This window comes from Streptomyces polygonati, assembly GCF_042650325.1.
Lineage (GTDB): Bacteria > Actinomycetota > Actinomycetes > Streptomycetales > Streptomycetaceae > Actinacidiphila > Actinacidiphila polygonati.
On the sequence record NZ_JBHSBB010000047.1, the window covers coordinates 16600 to 34034 of the forward strand.

Annotated in this window: 15 protein-coding genes and 1 pseudogene; 6 read left to right on the forward strand and 10 right to left on the reverse strand. The window is 73.0% G+C overall.

What is annotated here, in order from left to right:
• Nucleotides 1–22 precede the first annotated feature (22 nt).
• The 3 genes from ACFO3J_RS32995 to ACFO3J_RS33005 are packed head-to-tail and all read left to right on the forward strand — an operon-like array spanning nt 23 to nt 3647.
• On the forward strand, nt 23–1399 hold the full coding sequence (locus ACFO3J_RS32995) for an NtaA/DmoA family FMN-dependent monooxygenase (RefSeq protein ID WP_386437558.1): 1377 nt from the start codon (nt 23–25) through the stop codon (nt 1397–1399).
• The gene (locus tag ACFO3J_RS33000; protein ID WP_386437561.1) at nt 1396–2481 is read left to right on the forward strand and encodes an LLM class flavin-dependent oxidoreductase; all 1086 of its coding nucleotides are present in this window, start codon (nt 1396–1398) and stop codon (nt 2479–2481) included. Before ACFO3J_RS32995 ends, ACFO3J_RS33000 begins: the two co-directional genes overlap by 4 nt.
• Entirely contained in the window at nt 2478–3647 is a 1170-nt protein-coding gene (locus ACFO3J_RS33005; protein ID WP_386437563.1) for an LLM class flavin-dependent oxidoreductase, read from the forward strand. Before ACFO3J_RS33000 ends, ACFO3J_RS33005 begins: the two co-directional genes overlap by 4 nt.
• Before the next feature lie 138 nt (nt 3648–3785).
• On the opposite strand, the gene ACFO3J_RS33010 is transcribed toward ACFO3J_RS33005, so the two are convergent.
• The 3 genes from ACFO3J_RS33010 to ACFO3J_RS33020 form a co-directional block, all read right to left on the reverse strand.
• Nucleotides 3786–4004, reverse strand: a complete 219-nt coding sequence (locus ACFO3J_RS33010; protein ID WP_386437566.1) for a hypothetical protein — start codon at nt 4002–4004, stop codon at nt 3786–3788.
• The gene (locus ACFO3J_RS33015) at nt 4001–7939 is read right to left on the reverse strand and encodes an ABC transporter ATP-binding protein (protein WP_386437698.1); all 3939 of its coding nucleotides are present in this window, start codon (nt 7937–7939) and stop codon (nt 4001–4003) included. The genes ACFO3J_RS33010 and ACFO3J_RS33015 overlap by 4 nt, the downstream gene beginning before the upstream one ends.
• A gap of 511 nt (nt 7940–8450) precedes the next feature.
• Nucleotides 8451–9059: a TetR/AcrR family transcriptional regulator gene (locus ACFO3J_RS33020; protein WP_386437569.1), complete on the reverse strand. Its 609-nt coding sequence runs from the start codon at nt 9057–9059 to the stop codon at nt 8451–8453.
• Nucleotides 9060–9184: 125 nt separating this feature from the next.
• Here ACFO3J_RS33020 and ACFO3J_RS33025 point away from each other — a divergent pair, with 125 nt between their 5' ends.
• Nucleotides 9185–9889: an SDR family oxidoreductase gene (locus ACFO3J_RS33025; RefSeq protein ID WP_386437572.1), complete on the forward strand. Its 705-nt coding sequence runs from the start codon at nt 9185–9187 to the stop codon at nt 9887–9889.
• Nucleotides 9890–9953: 64 nt separating this feature from the next.
• Here the strand turns inward: ACFO3J_RS33025 and ACFO3J_RS33030 are convergent, their stop codons facing one another.
• The gene (locus tag ACFO3J_RS33030) at nt 9954–10583 is read right to left on the reverse strand and encodes a TetR/AcrR family transcriptional regulator (protein WP_386437575.1); all 630 of its coding nucleotides are present in this window, start codon (nt 10581–10583) and stop codon (nt 9954–9956) included.
• A 78-nt stretch (nt 10584–10661) separates the two neighbouring features.
• Here ACFO3J_RS33030 and ACFO3J_RS33035 point away from each other — a divergent pair, with 78 nt between their 5' ends.
• Nucleotides 10662–11360, forward strand: coding sequence for an alpha/beta hydrolase (locus ACFO3J_RS33035; RefSeq protein WP_386437578.1), 699 nt, complete (start codon nt 10662–10664; stop codon nt 11358–11360).
• Nucleotides 11361–11421: 61 nt separating this feature from the next.
• On the opposite strand, the gene ACFO3J_RS33040 is transcribed toward ACFO3J_RS33035, so the two are convergent.
• From ACFO3J_RS33040 to ACFO3J_RS33055, 4 genes and pseudogenes are all read right to left on the reverse strand, one after another.
• Nucleotides 11422–12834, reverse strand: a complete 1413-nt coding sequence (locus tag ACFO3J_RS33040; RefSeq protein WP_386437581.1) for an LPXTG cell wall anchor domain-containing protein — start codon at nt 12832–12834, stop codon at nt 11422–11424.
• Between the two features lie 58 nt (nt 12835–12892).
• Nucleotides 12893–13333 carry a PPOX class F420-dependent oxidoreductase gene (locus tag ACFO3J_RS33045; protein WP_386437584.1) on the reverse strand — a complete coding sequence of 147 codons (441 nt, stop codon included), beginning with the start codon at nt 13331–13333 and terminating at the stop codon, nt 12893–12895.
• 14 nt (nt 13334–13347) lie between these two features.
• The gene (locus tag ACFO3J_RS33050) at nt 13348–13950 is read right to left on the reverse strand and encodes a TetR/AcrR family transcriptional regulator (RefSeq protein WP_386437587.1); all 603 of its coding nucleotides are present in this window, start codon (nt 13948–13950) and stop codon (nt 13348–13350) included.
• A gap of 412 nt (nt 13951–14362) precedes the next feature.
• Nucleotides 14363–14599 (reverse strand): annotated as a pseudogene (locus ACFO3J_RS33055) (short-chain dehydrogenase); the annotation flags it as partial.
• A 301-nt stretch (nt 14600–14900) separates the two neighbouring features.
• Here ACFO3J_RS33055 and ACFO3J_RS33060 point away from each other — a divergent pair.
• Nucleotides 14901–16016 (forward strand): enolase C-terminal domain-like protein, encoded by a 1116-nt coding sequence (locus tag ACFO3J_RS33060; protein ID WP_386437590.1) that lies wholly within the window; start codon nt 14901–14903, stop codon nt 16014–16016.
• Nucleotides 16017–16082: 66 nt separating this feature from the next.
• Here ACFO3J_RS33060 and ACFO3J_RS33065 read toward each other — a convergent pair whose 3' ends face one another.
• The gene (locus ACFO3J_RS33065; protein WP_386437593.1) at nt 16083–16655 is read right to left on the reverse strand and encodes an NAD(P)H-dependent oxidoreductase; all 573 of its coding nucleotides are present in this window, start codon (nt 16653–16655) and stop codon (nt 16083–16085) included.
• A gap of 61 nt (nt 16656–16716) precedes the next feature.
• Entirely contained in the window at nt 16717–17295 is a 579-nt protein-coding gene (locus ACFO3J_RS33070; RefSeq protein WP_386437595.1) for a TetR/AcrR family transcriptional regulator, read from the reverse strand.
• Nucleotides 17296–17435 lie beyond the last annotated feature (140 nt).

Sequence of the window (17435 nt, forward strand, 5' to 3'; positions counted from 1 at the left end):
GCCGGAGGGACCGAACCCCGCCATGACCACGCCCAAGCAGATCCATCTCGCGGCCCACTTCCCCGGCGTCAACAACACCACCGTGTGGAGCGACCCGGCGGCCGGCAGCCATATCGACTTCAGCTCCTTCGCCCATTTCGCCCGCACCGCCGAACGCGCCAAATTCGACTTCCTCTTCCTCGCCGAAGGTCTGCGGCTGCGCGAACAGGGCGGTGTGATCTACGACCTGGACGTGGTGGGCCGCCCCGACACCTTCACCGTGCTGGCCGCGCTGGCCGCGGTCACCGAGCGGATCGGGCTGACCGGCACCATCAACTCCACCTTCAACGAGCCCTACGAGGTGGCCCGGCAGTTCGCCAGTCTGGACCATCTGTCCGGCGGTCGCGCCGCCTGGAACGTGGTCACCTCCTGGGACGCCTTCACCGGCGAGAACTTCCGCCGCGGCGGCTTCCTGGCCCGGGACGACCGCTACTCGCGGGCCAAGCGGTTCCTGGAGACCGCCGGTGAGCTGTTCGACTCCTGGCACGGGGACGAGATCGTCGCCAACAAGGAGTCCGGCCGCTTCCTGGCCGATCCCGCCGCCGGCGCCTTCCGGCACAAGGACGAGCACTTCGACATCGAGGGCCGGTTCAATGTGCCGCGCGGCCCGCAGGGGCGTCCGGTGATCTTCCAGGCGGGCGACTCGGAGGAGGGGCGGGAGTTCGCCGCCTCCAGCGCCGACGCCATCTTCGGCCGGCACTCCGAACTGGAGGCGGGGCAGGCCTTCTACCGGGACGTCAAGGGACGGCTGGCGAAGTACGGCCGCGCCCGCGAGGACCTGCTCATCCTGCCCGCCGCCACCTTCGTACTGGGCGACACCGACGAGGAGGCCCGGGACAAGGCGCATGAGGTGCGGCGCAGCCAGGTCAGCGGCCAGACCGCGATCAAGCTGCTGGAGCAGGTGTGGAACCGGGACCTGTCGGCGTACGACCCGGAAGGCCCGCTGCCGGACATCGACCCCGACCCCGGCGAGCACACCGTGGCGCGCGGCCGCGCCAGTGTCCGGGCCCACCACGACCCGCTGGTCACCGCCCGGGAGTGGCGGAGCCTGGCCGAGGCGGAGGGGCTGTCGATCCGCGACCTGATGATCAGGACCAGCGCCCGGCAGACCTTCGTCGGCTCGCCGCGGACCGTCGCCGACACCATCGACTCCTTCGTGCAGGCCGATGTCGCCGACGGCTTCATCCTGGTGCCGCACATCACCCCCGGCGGCCTGGACGACTTCGCCGACACGGTGGTGCCGCTGCTCCAGGAGCGCGGGGTCTTCCGCACCGACTACACCGGCACGACGCTGCGCGACCACCTCGGTCTTCGCACCCCGCGCCCGGCCGGCGAGGCCTCCCGGGAGGCGGCGTCGTGAGATTTCTGGCCATCACCTTGATCGTGCACGCGCCCGATCCGCTGACCGGGATCAAGAAGCCGACGACGGAGCGCTTCCAGGAGGTCGTCGACAACGCGGTGCTCGCCGAGGAACTGGGCTTCGACGGCTTCGGGGTGGGGGAACGCCACGAGCGGCCCTTCATCTCGTCCTCGCCTCCGGTGGTGCTCAGCCACATCGCCGCGCTCACCTCGCGCATCCGGCTGTTCACCGCGGTGACGACCCTGAGCCTGCTCGACCCGGTGCGTGCCTACGAGGACTACGCCACGCTCGACCATCTGTCCGGCGGACGGCTGGAGTTGATCGTCGGCAAGGGCAACGGCTCGGCCCAGCGCGACCTGTTCCAGGTCACCACCGACGACCAGTGGGAGCGCAACGCGGAGAGCTACGAGCTCTTCCGGCAGATCTGGCGGCAGGACAAGGTCAGCGCGAGCCCCCGCTTCCGGCCCGAGCTGCGGGACGCCGAGGTGTGGCCCCGCCCGCTCCAGCGGCCGGTCCGGGTCTGGCACGGCAGCGCCACCAGCCGGGAATCGGTGGACCTCGCCGCCCGCTACGGCGACCCGCTGTTCTCCGCCAACGTCACCAACCCGATAGAGCCCTACGCCGAACTCATCCGCCACTACCGGCAGCGCTGGGAGCACTACGGCCACGACCCCGCGCTGGCCGCGGTCGGCGCGGGGACGGCCGGCTACTACGCGGCGCCCACCTCGCAGGAGGCCCTCGCCACCTACCGGCCGGTCTTCGAGGGCAATCTCCGGCTGCAGAGGCAGCTCGGTGCCACCCCGGTCTTCGCCACCTTGGAGGACTTCGTCGAGCGCAGCTCCGCGCTGATCGGCAGCCCGCAGCAGATCATCGACAAGGTGCACCGCTATCACGAGGAGTTCGGGCACAGCGTGCTCCACCTGCACGCCGACGCGGGCGGCCTGACCCGCGCCCAGCACCGCGCCGCCCTGGAGCTCTTCCAGTCCGACATCGCCCCTGTCCTGCGCAAGGACATACCCGACCCGCCGTGGCCCTGGGCCCCGGTCGGTCCCGCACCCACCCAGGAAGGCGGCGTCGTATGAACGCGTCAGCGGCTCCCGGCTCCGGCGCCGTACCCCTGTCGATCCTCGATCTGTCCCCGATCCCGTCCGGCTCCACCCCGGCGCAGGCCCTGCACAACACGGTGGACCTGGCCCGGCGGGCCGAGGCGGCCGGCTACTCCCGCTACTGGCTGGCCGAGCACCATCTGGCCACCGGAGTGGCGGGTGTCTCGCCGGCGCTGGTGATCCAGCTGGTCGCCGCGGCCACCGAGCGGATCAGGGTGGGTGCCGGGGCGGTGCAGCTCGGGCACCGGACGGGGCTGTCGGTGGTGGAGGAGTTCGGCCTGCTGGACGCGCTGTTCCCCGGCCGGATCGACCTGGGCCTGGGCCGGACGGGCTTCCCGCCGCCGAAGGCGAAAGCCGACGGCGGCCAGCCGCCGGTCGTGAAGGCGCCGGCGCCGAAGAAGGAGGAGCACACCACCCCCGAGGGGCTGCTGATCCCGGCTCCGTTCGACTTCAGCTCACTGGTCGGCTCGCCGCTGCTGGCCCGCTACGCCGGTCTCGTCCAGTTCCCCGGCGCCGAACAGCCCGAATACCGCGCGCAGTTGGAGCAGATCCTGGCGCTGATCCGCGGCGACTTCCGTACCGCGGACGGCCTTGAGGCGCACGCGCTGCCGGGTGAGGGCGCCGAGCTCGAAGTCTGGGTGCTGGGCAGCAGCGGCGGGGCCAGCGCCCAGGCGGCGGGCGCCCTCGGGCTGCCCTTCGGGGCGAATTACCATGTGAGCCCGGCCGCGATCCTGGAGGCGGTGGAGGCCTACCGCAAGGCGTTCGTGCCGTCCGCGAAGCTGGCCAAGCCCCATGTGCTGGTGTCCGCCGATGTGGTGGTCGCCGAGGACGACGCGACCGCCGAGCATCTGGCCTCCCCGTACGGGCTGTGGGTGCACAGCATCCGCTCGGGGCGGGGGGCCGTCCCCTTCCCGACCCCGGAGGAGGCCGCCGCCCACAGCTGGACTGCGGAGGAGCGGGCCCTGGTCGAGGACCGGATACGCACCCAGTTCGCGGGTTCGCCGCAAACCGTGGTGGAGCGGCTCAAGGTGCTGCAACAGGCGACCGGCGCGGATGAGTTGCTGGTCACCACCATCACCCATGACCACCAGGACCGGGTGCGTTCGCTCGAACTGCTCGCCCGGGCCTGGTGGTCGCGGTGACAGCGGGCCGCCGTCAGCGGCCGCCGCGCCGCCGCGGCGCCGGGTCGGCGATGACCGGCGGGGTTCGACCGGCGTCCCGGTCCGGCAGGCCGGTGCCCGGCGGCACGCTCTCGTCGATCCGGTCGACTATGTCCCGGCCTAGTGTGATCCGGTCCGCGCCGAGCTGACCGTCCAGCTGCTCGAAGACTCCAAGATGCGCGGGCCGATGCTCGCCGAGGTGACGCCGGGGTGCTCCGGGACGAAGGCCGGCGCGAGCTGGACCAGGGTCAGCCCGGCCTCCCCGGCGAGTACGGCGCGGGCGTCTGCCGCCGCCGGCTCGGCCGCGTCGTCCCGGGAGGCGATGCCGAAGCGGGTCATCCGGCCGGGTCGGGGATCAGCTGGTCGACGGTGGCGGCGCCGCCGGTCTGGCGGAAGGCGTCCCACAGGTCGCGGTAGGTGCCGTGCGCGGCCAGCAGACCCGCGTGGGTGCCGGTCTCCACCACCGTGCCGCCGTCGATGACCACGACCCGGTCGGCCCGGGCCGCGGTGGTCAGCCGGTGGGCGACCACCAGCGTCGTGCGCCGCCGGGTCAGCGCCTCGGTGGCCGCGGCGACCCGGCTCTCGGTGGCCAGGTCCAGGGACGCGGTGGCCTCGTCGAGCAGCAGGATGTCGGGGTCCACCAGTTCGGCGCGGGCCAGCGCCAGCAGTTGCCGCTGCCCGGCGGACAGGCCGCGGCCCCGCTCGCCCACCGGCTGGAGGTAGCCCAGCGGCAGCCCGGCCACCATCTCGTGCGCGCCCACCGCGCGGGCCGCGGCCTCGACCTCGGCGTCGCTCGCGTCGGGCCGACCGTAGGCGACGGCGTCCCGCACCGTGCCGCTGAACAGGTGGGCCTCCTGGGGCACCACGCCGAGCCGGCCGCGGTATCCGGCCAGGTCGAGCTCGCGCAGGTCGTGGCCGTCGACCCGGACCGAGCCGGACGTCGGGTCGTAGAACCGCGCGATCAGCTTCATCACGGTGGACTTGCCCGCGCCGGTGGCGCCGACCAGGGCGACCGTCTCCCCCGGTGCGATCCGCAGGTCCAGCGCGTGCAGCACCTCCTGGCCGCCGCCGCCCGCGTAGCCGAAGGAGACCTGGTCGAACTCGATGCCGCCGCGCAGCCGCCGGACGGCGAGCGGGTGGTCGGCGACCGGGGTGCCGGTCGGCGTGCGCATCAAGGTGCGCAGCCGGCCGAGGCCGACGACGGCCTGCTGGTATCCGTCGAAGACCTGGGAGAGCTGCTGGATCGGGGAGAAGAACAGGTCGACGTAGAGCAGGAAGGCGATCAGGGTACCGGCGGTGAGCGCCCCGGAGCGGACCTGGCCGGAGCCGACGGTGAGTACGGCGGCGGTGGACAGGGTGCCGAGGAACTCCACGAAGGGGAAGAAGGTGCCCATGTAGCGCTGGGCGCGCAGCCGGGAGTCGCGGAAGGACCAGGCGAGCACCGCGAAGTCGCGGGCGTTGCGCTCCTCGCGGCGGAAGGCCTGCGTGACGCGGATGGCGGTCACGTTCTCCTGGAGGTCGGCGTTGACGGCGCTGACCCGTTCGCGGGCCTCCTGGTAGGCGGGCACCGAGTAGCGGCGGAACAGCGCGGTCGCCCCGATCAGCAGCGGCAGCGCGCAGAGCAGCACGACGGCCAGTCCGGCATCGATGACCAGCAGGGTGACGAGCACGCCGAACACGGTGAGCAGGCTGACCACCGCCGTGATCAGGCCGGTCTGCAGGAAGTTGGACAAGGCGTCCACGTCGGTGGTCATCCGGGTCATGATCCGGCCGCCGAGCTCGCGTTCGTAGTAGTCGAGGCCGAGTCGCTGGAGCTGCGCGTAGGTCTTCACCCGCAGGGTGTAGAGCAGCCGTTCCCCGGTGCGTCCGGTGGTGCGCAACTGGGCCACGGACACCGCCCAGTCCGCGAGGACCACGACCGCGGCGGCGCCGGCCGCGATCAGCAGCACCTTCCCGGACTGCCGGGCCACGCCCTGGTCCACCCCCTGGCGGACCAGTACGGGCACCACGATCTGGGCGACGGCGTCCAGCGCGACCAGGAGCAGGCCGAGCGTGAGTGCCACCCGGAAGGGGCGGATGAGCGCGCCCAGGCCGAAGTGCGGGTCGGCCGCGCGGGTTTCGTCGGTGGGGACGTCCGGGTCCCGCTCCGGCAGCGGCATCCTGGCCAGTCCGGCCAGCAGTTCCGGGGTCGGCGGGGCCGAGCCCAGCACGCCGGCGCCGGGCGCGCCCCGGCCGCGGCGGCCGGCGGTGGCCGCCGCCATGGCCATCATCTGGGCGGCCCTGAGCTCGGTGCCCTCCTGCCGTTCGGGGTCTGCGGTGTCGGAGCGGCGCCACAGCTCGGCGGTGACGGCAGGTGGCACCGGGGCCGGTTCCCGCTCGTCGGCGGGCAGCCGATCACCGGGGTCGTGCGAGGCGGCCACCTCGGCCATGACCTGCTCGGCCGACACGTCGGCGGTGGACACGTGCCCGGCCGGGCCGGTCGCCGTGTTTTCCGGAGCCCTGGCGCCGTCCAGCTCCGGCCCGGTCGGCGACGGTTCGCCGACGGCCATCAGCAGGGAGCGGAACAGCGGTGAGCGGGCCCGCAGTTCGTCCATCGTGCCGGTGTCCACCACCCGGCCGCCGTCCAGGACCGCGATCCGGTCGGCGAGTTCGAGTGTGGACCGGCGGTGGGCGACGATCAGCGTGGTGGGGCGGCGGGTGGCCTCGCGCAGGGCGGTGTGGATCTCGGACTCGATCCGTGCGTCGATCGCCGAGGTGGCGTCGTCGAGCACGAGGACGGCCGGGTCGCAGAGCAGCGCCCGGGCCAGCGCGACCCGTTGCCGCTGGCCGCCGGACAGGGTCAGGCCCTGCTCGCCGATCACCGTGTCCCAGCCCTGCGGCAGGCGTTCGACGAACTCGTCGGCCCGGGCGATCCTGGCCGCCTCCGCGATCCGGTGCTCGCTCGCGTCCGGGTCCCCGTAGGCGATGTTGGCCCGGACGGTGTCGGACAGCAGCAGGCTGTCCTCGAAGACGTAGCCGATCCTGGACCGCAGCGAGGACAGCCGCAGCGCGCGGACGTCCACGCCGCCGACGCGCACCGCGCCGGAGGGGACGTCGTAGAAGCGCGGCAGCAGCGCGGCGGCGGTGGACTTGCCCGATCCGGCCGGTCCGATCAGGGCGACGGTCTCGCCGGCCGCGATGTCGAGGGTGAAGCCGCGCAGCAGCGGCTCGGCGCCGCCGTAACCGAAGGTGACGTCCTGCCAGCTCAGGGCGGGCGGCTCGGCGGGCAGGTCCTGGGCGTCCGGGGCGTCGGTGATGACCGGTGCCTCGTCGATGACCTCCAGGACGCGTTCGGTGCCGGCCCTGGCCTGCTGCCAGACGGTGAGCAGGGTGGCGACCTGGCGGACCGGGGTGACGAAGGAGCCCAGATAGGTGGTGAAGGCGAGGAAGGTGCCGAGCGAGATCCGGCCGTGCAGCGCCAGCCAGCCGCCGAGCGCCAGCACCGCGACCTGCCCGAGCGCGGGCACGGCCTGCAGGGCCGGGTTGTAGCGGCTGGTGTAGCGCACCACGCGCAGCCGGGAGGAGAAGAGCTTGCGGGCGCGCTGCTCCAGTGCCACCAGCTCGCGCTGCTCCTGCCCGAAGCCCTTGACCACCCGTACCCCGGAGACGGTCGCCTCCACGCCCGAGGCGACCTCGGCCGCTTCCTGCTGGGCGTGCCAGTTCGCCGGGAACAGGTCACGGCGGCTGCGCAGCGCGATCAGCCACAGCAGCGGGCCGACCACCAGCGCCACCAGGGTCAGCAGCGGGGAGAGCACCGCCATGAAGACCAGCGAGATCACGAACATCAGCGCGTTGCCGGTCATGTTCGGCAGGAACTGCAGCAGGGTCTGGATCAGGGTGATGTCGGAGATCGAGCGGCTGACGATCTGCCCGGTGCGCAGCGCGTCCTGCTGGGCGCCGCCGAGTCGCAGCAGGGCGGCGAAGGCGTCGTTGCGCAGGTCGTACTGCACGCCGAGTGACAGCCGTCCGGCCCGGTAGCGGCGCAGGAAGCTGGCGCCGAAGCGCAGCGCCCCCAGCGCGGCCAGCAGTGAGGTCCAGGGCGCGAGGGAGCTGGTGGTGCCGGCCGCGACGCCGTCCACGACATGGCGCAGCACGAGGGGCAGGGTCGCGGTCGCGGTGGCCGCGAGCATCGCGCCGAGGAAGGCGGTGTACAGATCGCCGCGATGGCGCAGGCAGTAGCCGCCCAGCCGGCGGACCCAGCCGACCGGGATCGGGGCCTGCGCCGGGGTCGCCACCGGGGTTGCCGCGGCGGGCGGGTCGGCCGCCGGAACGGGCGGCCCTGGCGTTGCGGGTCGACTGACCGTCACCGAACCTCCGTGAGTGCGCTGCCGGGACGCCCGGCGCCGGTGTCGACCGTTTCGAAGAGGCGGCGGGCGCGGGGCCGGCCGGGCTCGTCCGTGGGAGCCGGGCCGTGCTGCCCGGGCCGGGCGCTCCGGGCCGGCTTCTCCCGGCGGCCGGCCCGGGCGCCGCCGGGGGCGGGGCGCACCCGCCGGCCGGCCGCCGCACGGGCGTTGAGGGGTGCCGGCTCGCGGTCGGTCCCCCGGTCAGGGGGGTCGTTCTCCTCTTCGGATCGCACGGCGGCGGAGTCTACGGCGGCAGGCTGTGTGTCCGGGCGGGACGCGGTCGGGACGGGCGCGCGGGGGCGTGTCGGGGCGCCCCGGGCCGCGCGGCGCCGAACCGGTGACCGAGGCGCCGCGCGCCACTGCCCCGCCGCTTTCCGCCGTCCGCCACCTGCCGGCGCGGTCGTCAGGCGACGCCGGCCGTGTCGATGAGGGATGCGGCGGTGGCCACCGCCAGCCCGTCCAGCGGGTCCGCTCCGATGCCGGCCCGCGCGCTCGCCCCGTCGTAGAGCAGCGTCAGCTGGCGGGACAGCCTGTCCGGGTCGGCCGCGCCGCCGTGTTCGGCCTCGGCGCGGAAGAAGTCGCTGAGGTTCTGCTTGCCGTGGGCGGCCACGATGCTCGCGGGGTGCTCGGGGTCCTTCAGCTCGACCTGGGTGCTGAGATACGGGCAGCCGCGGTAGCCGGGTGAGAGCGCGGCCTCCTCCAGCCGCTCGAAGACGTAGAGCAGCCGGGCGCGGGGATCCCGGGGCGCGCCGGGCGGCGGGAGCAGCAGGGCGGACAGCCCCGCCTCCTGCCTCTCCAGCGCGGCGGCCAGCACCTCGTCCTTGCTGGTGAAGAGCTGGTACATCGAGCGCTTGGACACCCCGGCGGCCTTGCACAGGGCGTCGATGCCGGTGCCCACGCCTTTTTGGTAGAAGAGCTCGGCCGCCGCGTCGAGCAGGCGGTCGCGCGGCGAGGGCTTGACCGTCCGCTGCGCTCGCCCGGCCGGTCGGGGGTCCGGTGTGGTCTTGCTCATAGGGGGAGTTTAGCGCGATGGGTCGACACAGGAAACAGATCGGTTTACTGTCATGGACACCGATCGGTTTCCTGCCGGTCGGCGAGCGACCCACCCCTTCCATCCGCACAGGTAAGGACACCCCCATGAAGATCGACGGCTCCGTGGCACTCGTCACCGGCGGCAACCGCGGACTCGGTGAGCGGTTCGTCCGCGCGCTCCTCGACGCCGGGGCGAGCAAGGTCTACGCCGCGGCCCGCGACCCCAGGAAGGTCACCGTGCCCGGCGCCGTACCGCTGGCCCTCGACGTCACGGACCCGGACTCGGTACGCGCGGCGGCCGCGGCGGCGCAGGACGTCACCCTGCTGATCAACAACGCCGGGTCGTCCACCGGGGGAACCATCCTGGAGGGCGGCGCGGCCGACTTCCGGCTGGAGTTCGACACACATGTCCTGGGCACCCTCGAGGTGAGCCGGGCCTTCGCCCCGGTCCTGGCCCGCAACGGCGGCGGCGCGATCGTCAATGTGCTGTCGGTGCTGTCCTGGATCGCCTTCCCCGGCAGCGCCGCGTACTCGGCCGCCAAGTCCGCGCAGTGGTCGGTGACCAACTCCCTGCGGCTGGCGCTCGCCGAGCAGGGCACCCAGGTCACGGCGCTGCACGTCGGCTATATGGACACGGACATGACGGCCGCGCTCGATGTGCCGAAGTCCGACCCGGCGAAGATCGCCCGGATCGCGCTGGACGGAGTCGAGGCCGGCCTGCACGAGGTGGTCGCCGACGACATCAGCAAGGGCGTGCAGGGCGGCCTGGCCTTCGGCCCGAAGGCGCTGTATCCCCAACTCGCGGGCTGAGGGCCACCGAACGGAGCCCGGCCGGTCGGCGCGGACCGACTCGTGGGGGCGTCCGGTGACAGCATCAGGCCGGCGGTCCGGTCGCCGCTCGTGCCGCCGGCGTATCCGCGGCGGTCTCCGGTGGAAGCATGCCGCCGTGAGAAGTGGTGACGGAGGCGAGCGCGGCCAGGAAATCGTCGAAGGCCTGATCGGCCCGCGCCACCTCACCCGTGGCCTCGATGTCCATGATGAGACCGCGGACGACCGCGAGGACGAGGGTGCCGAGTTCGGGTCGGCCGACGCTTCGCATGCCGTCCTCGAAAGGTCGCAGCCAGTCGGTGGTGGCCTCGCGACGGAAGTCCGGCCACAACTGCTGCCCGGCATCCTCGCGCAGCCTGCCGAACATGCTGAGGTAAGGGCGGCCGGCCGGACCGGTCATGACCCGCCAGGCCCGTCGCAGCGTGCTCGGATAGGGCTCGTCCGCCCGTGGGGACACCAGCTCGCCGAAGAAGTCGCGCTGGCGCCGCCGCGCCCGTCCCAGGGTTTCCCGCAGCAGCGCGTCCCGGGTGCCGAAGTGGTAGATCAGCATCCGGGTCGAGGTCTCTGCCGCCGCCGCGAACGGTTCGAGGCGGTCGGGCAGCCCGTGCGCGAGCGCGTGGTCGACGCAGGCGTCGAGGATCCGGTCGCGGATCTCGGGCTGCTTGTGCCGTCCCATCGCCGCACTTTTTCACGTAATCGGCGATACGTCTACCGTTGGTCCGAGTGATCGGGACACCGGATCGAGGAGGATGGGATGCGTGTTGCCTTCGTGCACGGGGCGTGCGTTCGTGACGGATCGTGGTGGTGGCACCTGGCCGCGGCGGCGCTGCGGGAGCGGGGCATCGGCAGTGTCGCCCCGGCGCTGCCGAGCTGCGGCGAGGGGGACCGGCCGGCCGGACCGCGGGGCCCCGGGCTGACCGAGGACGTCGCCGCGGTGCGGGCTGTCCTGACCGAGGGGGACGAACCGGTCGTGGTCGTGGCGCACAGCTACGGCGGCATCGTCGCCGCCGAGGCGGCGGTGGGCGTCAAGGCGGTGCGTCACCTGGTGCTGGTGTCGAGCTATCTGCCCGAGCCCGGCGAGTCGCTGTCGACGTTCGGCACCGACACACCACCGCCGTTCCTGGACTTCGACCCCGGCGGCGGCACGTTCGGCGCCCGGCCCGAGCTGTTCGCCGAGACCTTCGTCCAGGACTGCCCGCCGGACATCGCCCGCGACGCGGCGGCCCTTCTGGTCCGGCAGACACTGGCCGTGACCCGGCAGCCGGTACGGGCGGCGGCCTGGCACGACCTGCCCACGACGTATCTGGTCTGCACCGAGGACCGGGGCACCCCGGCGGCGGCGCAACGCGGATTCTCCCGCCGCGCGGACGAGGTCATCGAGGTGAGGGCGGGCCACCACCCGTTCCTGTCCCAGCCGCAGACCGTCGCCGGCATCATCGCGGGCCTGTCGTGACCGGGACGGGGGACCTGGCGCGGGCGGCTCCACGGCGCCTTCGGAGGGTATGACGGCGGCTTCATCCGAAGCCGCCGCCGTCGAAGCCCCCGTCGGATCCGCCCCCGCCGCCCGAGCCGCCGCCGAAGTCACCCGGGTCGAATCCGGAGCCGGAGGAGTCGCCGCCGTCGGGACCGTTGCCGGGGCCGCCGTCGTCGTAGCCGTCGTAGCCGTCGTAGCCCCCGTAGCCGTAACCGTCGCCGTAGCCCGGACCGTAGAGCGAGCCGCCCAGCAGGGTGCCGATCAGCAGGCCGGGCAGCAGGCCGCCGCCGAGGTAGCCGCCCGCGTAGGGGCCGTAGACCGGGCCGGCGTTCCAGTAGGGCTCGGGGCCGGACGGGGTGTCCACCGTGCGGGACAGCGGGGTGCCGCCGTCCTCGATCCTGACCGCGTCCGCGGCGCAGGCGGGCACTTCACGGGGTGTGCCGCCGGGCGGCGCCCAGGCCACGTCACGGACCGAGGGGCCGTGCCGGGGATCGAAGAAGCAGGGGGGTCGCCGTTCGGGCAACGGGCGGCCGGCCCTGCGGGCGTCCAGTGTCGCCAGCGCGAAGCGCCCGTCCTCCAGGGCTTCGGTGACCGGTTGTACGTCGTCCGGTCGGCAGGCTGAAGTCATCAGCGACTTGGCGCGCTCGTACAGGTCGAGGGCGCGGGCGTAGTCGCCCCGCATCGGGTCGTCGGCGACCGGGTCGGCGGGCCGGAAGTCCAGCCGGTCCAGTTCCTCGCCGAAGGCGGTGATGTCCTCGTCGATGACCGTGCGCAGCCGGTCGAGCTGGGCCCGCTCCCTCGCGGCCCTGGCCTTGCGGCGGCGCCTGGAGAGCACAAGACCGCCGGCGGCGACGAGGGCCGCCAGCCCCACCAGGACGATGAGGGCGGTCGTTCCCGAGCCGATGGAGCCGGAGCCGGCCGGGTCGTTCCGCCAGGTGTTCGGCGCGTGGCCGCCGGCCTGCCGGAGGGCCTGGTCGACGAAGCTGTTCACTTCGGTGACGGTGTCGCCACCCGAGGAGCGCTGGACCTGGCCGACCAGATTGACCACCGCGCTGCGGGGCATCACCTGGGGATCGGCCCCGGCGTTGAACCGGCTTCCGAGGTGGATGGCGTAGACGCCGGTGATGCCGACCGCGGATCTCAGGTCCTGGAGCGCCGTGGCGGCGGGGAACTCCGGAGCGGCGGGCAGCACGGCCACGAAGACCGGCTTGTCGGCTCCGGTGATCCGGTCGGCGAGCGCGGTGGCCTGCGCCGGGGACATCTGGCCCGCCACCCGGGGATCCACGAAGACCGGACCGTTCCGCAGCGCGGCGGCGACCGTGTCGACGCCGGTGGCGGAGTGTGCGGCGGGCGCGAGGGCGGCGCCCATCAGGACGAGGGCGGCAAGGACGGCCAGGGGGAGGCTCCATGGAGCGGCGGCCCGCCGGGCGAACCGCTCACGGCCGTCGCACATGATGGCGTTTCTCCTCGCGTCCGTCCCGCTCCTGCCCGATCGATTCGGCGTTCCGACATTACTGGACAAAAGGTATGGGTATCGGCTGAACGCGATCCGTGATGTCGATCGCGATGGCGACGAGCCGGCGTTCACGGCGCAGGGCCCGGTCGACAAGCCGCACCAGGCGGTACATGAGGAAGCGTCGCCTCATCATGTCCTGCACGCGGGCGGTCGCCGCGGGATCCAGCAGCCGGGCGGTCGCCCGCGCGGCGGACTCCCCGGCGGGAACCGTGCCCTTCATGTCGCACGGGGCGACGGTCACCTGGGGGTTGGCGCGGATCCGTTTGACCTTGCCGGTCTCCGGCGGCGTCAGGACATAGAGGGTGCCGTCGTGCACGAGGCCGCCCACGGGGGTGGGCACCGGCTGCCCGCCGCGGCGGAAAGTGGTCAGGCTGACGTACTTGCCCTGGCCGATGCGGTCGAGAGTCCGGTGGAAGTCACTGCTCGGGGTGGACATGGAGGTCTCCGGAACTAGCGGGCGGGCCGGCCGGCGAGGGCGCGGGCGGTGCGGGCGGCCTGGTCCTCGACGGACAAGCGGGTGTTCCACGGGCCGGGCAGCATGTCCTGCTGCTGGAACAGGGCCAGCCCGTGGGCTGCCGCGGCGACCTGGACGAGCAGCTCGAACGCCTCGTCCGGGTCGGGGGCGATCCGGCCGGTGACAGGCATGAGGTCGTCGTGGAGGGCGGCTCCCGCCCGGGCCAGCTCGGGATGCCGGGTCTTGTCGAGGCCGGCCAGGAAGGTGATGCCGAACAGCGCGCTCTCTTCCGCGGCGAACCGCACGTAGGCGACAGCGAAGGCCGCCAGCTGCTCCGTCGGGTCCGTGTGCGCGGCCAGCGCGACGCGATAGCGGCGCCGCTGCTCCTGGTAGCCCTGCACGGCCAGCGAGGCCAGCAGTGCCTCCCGGTCGGCGAAGTGCTTGTAGGGCGCCGAGACGCTCACCCCGGCTCTCCGGCACGCCTCGGCGAGGGTGAAACCGTGCGGGCCCCGCTCGCCGACGAGGGCGAGAGCGGCTTCCTCCAGGGCGTTGCGCAGGTCTCCGTGGTGGGTGCCGGTGGAGCGCCGTTTGACTGCCATGCCCTTGAGGTTAACACTATTCACCAGAGGTAAATAGCATTCACCACGATGAGGCGGCCGACCGGCCCCGTCCCCACCGCCGGCCGCCGAACCCGGTAAGACACCTGAAGCAACCGATGACCCGACCGAAGCCCGCGCGCTGGACAGCCCACGGCATACCCGACCAGCGCGGCCGCACCGCAGTGATCACCGGCGCCAACACCGGCATCGGCTTCGAGACGGCCAAGGCCCTCGCCCTGCGCGGGTACGGGACACCGACAAGGGCAAGCACGCGGCGGAGGCGATCACCCTCGTCGCCCCGGCGGCCCGGGTGCGCGTACAGCGCGCCGACCTGGGTTCGCTCGGCTCGGTCCATGCCGCGGCCGGGGAACTGCGGGACTCCTGCGCCCAGGTGGACATCCTCATCAACAACGCCGGCGTGATGGGCGGCGACGGACAAGGGTCCGCCGGCGGGGAGCCTGCGCTGGAGTTCGTAGCCGAACATCAGGTTGGCCAGCTTGGAGTGCCCGTACGCCGCGGTCCGGTCGTACGGGCGCCGCCGCCAGTCGAGGTCGTCGAGATCGATCGGGCCGCCCATGCGGTGGCCGGCGCTGCTGACGGTCACGACCCGGGAGGCGGGCGAGGCCGGCAGCAGGTCCAGCAGCAGTCCGGCTGTGGGCACTCTCCGAGGAGATGACCGGCATCAGGTTTCCCGCGTAGGACCGGGCCCGCACGGACCGTGCGGTGGTCTTCGGCCTCGTTCGGGCGCACCTCACAGGCCCGGGGGCGCGTCCGTCCGGCGGTACGAGCGATTGCCGGTGCCGGCTTCCGCCCGCACGCTGGTCGGGTGGACTGCGGAGTTCGACGGGATGTCCGCGCTCGTCACGGGCCCCGGGCCGATGCGGCCGGCGCCCCGAGCACCGTCCCGGCGTCACAGCACGGACCCCACCGGACCCAGGAATCGAGCGAAAATGACAGCCGCCCACTCTGTCCTGACCAGGCCGCCCTCGCTGCGGGCAGTGCGCAGCCGGACCGTCATCGTGCCGCTGCGCCGTCCGGTCATCGCGGGCATCGGGAAATTCGACCAGTGGCCGCTGGTCCTGGTGGACGTCGAGACCACGGACGGCGTCACGGGCAGCAGCTACATCGCCCCCTACCGCGCCGCCGCCATGCCCACGATCACAGCGGAACTGCGCGACCTCGGCGAAGTATGGAAGAACCGCCCCCTCGCCCCCGTGGACGCCTTCGCGGAGTTCGGCCGCTCGCTCAACGTGGTGGGCGTGGCCGGAGTGTCCATGATCAGCCGTTCCGCCCTCGACATGGCGCTGTGGGACGCGCTGGCGAAGACCGCAGGGCTGCCCCTGGCCCAGCTGCTCGGCGGCACCATCGGCCCTGTGCCGTCATACAACAGCAACGGCTTGTGGCGGCACAGCGTCGACACCCTGGGCAAGGAGGCCGGCGAACTCCTCGACGAGGGCGGCTTCCACGCCGTGAAGCTGCGGCTCGGCAACCCCGACGTCCGCGTCGACCTCGCCGCCATCCGCACCGTCCGGGAGGCGATCGGCCCGGATACCGACCTGATGGTGGACTTCAACCAGGCACTGGGCTTCGGGGACGCGGTCCGCCGCTGTCACGACCTCGACGACCAGGGGCTCTACTGGATGGAGGAGCCGATCGCCTACGCCAATGTGGAGGGATACACCCACCTGGCCGGCAAGATCCGCACCCCGCTGCAGCTGGGAGAGAACTTCTACGGGCCGCGGGACCTCTTCACCTTCCTGCGCAGCGGCGCCGTCCCCTACGCCATGGCGGACCTGATGCGGATCGGCGGGGTATCGGGATGGCTGCAGGTCGCCGGGCTGGCCTCCGCCGCCGGCACCCAGCTGTCCAGCCACCTCTACCCCGAGATCGCGGCGCATCTGCTGCGGATCACCCCCACCGCGCACTGGCTGGAGTGGGTCGACTGGGCCCACCCCGTCCTCGACGAGCCCTGCCTGCCCGTCCACGGCTCCGTGACCGCGACCGACAAACCGGGCATCGGAGTGACCTGGGACGAAAAGGCGGTCCGCAAATACCTGGTGCACTGATCCCGACGCCACGGGCCTGCCGTGCCGCCCCGGCAGGTCGCGGGGGCGGCAGACCGGACGACGGGTTCAGCCGGAGCTGACGGAGCCCGCTTCGAGCAGCGTGCGGTACCGCTTGGCGTGCAGGGCGAGCTCCTCGTCGGTGACACCGCGCGCGTCGTGCAGGACGAGGGGCTCGGCCCAGGCCAGGCCCATCCGGCGGGCTGTCTGCTCCAGCGGGCGGAGCAGCTCGCCGGTGGTGAAGCGGTGGAATCCCTCGGGCCGGTACATCTCGGCCCGGCCGCCGGTGCTCATCGCCACCAGGAGCGTCCTGCCCGTGAGCAGCGGCCTCGAGTCGTAGGCGAAGTCCCGCAGCATCACCTCGTCCAGCCACCGCTTGTGCAGCGCCGGCAGGGAGTACCAGTGGAAGGGGAACTGCCAGACGATCACCCCGCTGTCCCGGACCAGCCGCTGCTCGGCGGGCACGTCGATCACCCCGTCCGGATACAGCGACGCCAGCTGGCGGACGGTCACATGGGGCAGGTCGCGGACGGCATCGGTCAGGGCCGCGTTGATCCGCGACCGGCCGGGGTCCGGGTGGCCCGCGATCACCAGGGTGCGCGGCGCACGGACCACACTCGGCTCTTCCGTCACAACAGACATCGAATACCTCCGGACAAAGAACAAGAAGGGAAAGACAAAGGGTGCGGACCGGAAGGGCGGGTCAGCGGCGGGTGTGCTCGGCGACCAGACGCCGTGCGGCGTCCCGCGCCTCTTCCACCACCGCCGGGTCCTGGAGCAGGCGCCCGGACGCGAGCGCCCCGTCGATCAGCAGGCCGATCTGCCGACCGAGCCGCTCGGGCTCGGCGGCGCCCGCGGCCGCGGCGAGCTCCCCCAGCCAGGCGTCGCGCCGCTCGGTGTGGGCGATCGTGATCGCCCGGGCCTCGGAATCCAGCGGCGCCTCCACCGCGGCGCTCACGAAAGGGCAGCCGAAGAAGCCGTGCCGGGCGAAAGCGTCCAGCAGCGCGTCGAAGAGCCCCGTGAGCTGGTCGGCGGGACCGGACCCGGCCCGCTCCGCCGCCGCGCGCAACTGCGCCCGCCAGGACTCGTCGGTGGCACGCAGATAGGCGGCCACCAGCGCCTCCTTCGTCGGGAAGTGCGCATAGAAGGTGGACTTGGCCACCCCGGCCTCACCGATGACCCGGTCCATCCCCACGCCCCGCAGCCCGTGCGCGTAGAACAACTCCCCCGCCGCACCGAGAATCCGGCTGGCGCTGCTGGTCTTCCGTACCTGAGCGGACATCGGCCCACCTCCTTAATCAGACAGACTAGTCCGTTTGATTAAGCGAGCGGGCCCTGCCGGCTGTGACCTCCGCCATGCCATCACGCCGGGCTCCGCCCCGGACGACCGATGGCGGCGCTCACGACCCCGTGTGAGGCTGG

Excerpts from the sequence above, each read along its gene's own strand:
- ACFO3J_RS33035 (WP_386437578.1), top strand. The coding sequence starts at position 10,662 with ATGCGTGTTGCCTTCGTGCACGGGGCGTGCGTTCGTGACGGATCGTGG.
- ACFO3J_RS33040 (WP_386437581.1), bottom strand. The coding sequence starts at position 12,834 with ATGTGCGACGGCCGTGAGCGGTTCGCCCGGCGGGCCGCCGCTCCATGG.
- ACFO3J_RS33045 (WP_386437584.1), bottom strand. The coding sequence starts at position 13,333 with ATGTCCACCCCGAGCAGTGACTTCCACCGGACTCTCGACCGCATCGGC.
- ACFO3J_RS33025 (WP_386437572.1), top strand. The coding sequence starts at position 9,185 with ATGAAGATCGACGGCTCCGTGGCACTCGTCACCGGCGGCAACCGCGGA.
- ACFO3J_RS33030 (WP_386437575.1), bottom strand. The coding sequence starts at position 10,583 with ATGGGACGGCACAAGCAGCCCGAGATCCGCGACCGGATCCTCGACGCC.
- ACFO3J_RS33060 (WP_386437590.1), top strand. The coding sequence starts at position 14,901 with ATGACAGCCGCCCACTCTGTCCTGACCAGGCCGCCCTCGCTGCGGGCA.
- ACFO3J_RS33005 (WP_386437563.1), top strand. The coding sequence starts at position 2,478 with ATGAACGCGTCAGCGGCTCCCGGCTCCGGCGCCGTACCCCTGTCGATC.
- ACFO3J_RS33050 (WP_386437587.1), bottom strand. The coding sequence starts at position 13,950 with ATGGCAGTCAAACGGCGCTCCACCGGCACCCACCACGGAGACCTGCGC.
- ACFO3J_RS33070 (WP_386437595.1), bottom strand. The coding sequence starts at position 17,295 with ATGTCCGCTCAGGTACGGAAGACCAGCAGCGCCAGCCGGATTCTCGGT.
- ACFO3J_RS33020 (WP_386437569.1), bottom strand. The coding sequence starts at position 9,059 with ATGAGCAAGACCACACCGGACCCCCGACCGGCCGGGCGAGCGCAGCGG.
- ACFO3J_RS33010 (WP_386437566.1), bottom strand. The coding sequence starts at position 4,004 with ATGACCCGCTTCGGCATCGCCTCCCGGGACGACGCGGCCGAGCCGGCG.
- ACFO3J_RS32995 (WP_386437558.1), top strand. The coding sequence starts at position 23 with ATGACCACGCCCAAGCAGATCCATCTCGCGGCCCACTTCCCCGGCGTC.
- ACFO3J_RS33065 (WP_386437593.1), bottom strand. The coding sequence starts at position 16,655 with ATGTCTGTTGTGACGGAAGAGCCGAGTGTGGTCCGTGCGCCGCGCACC.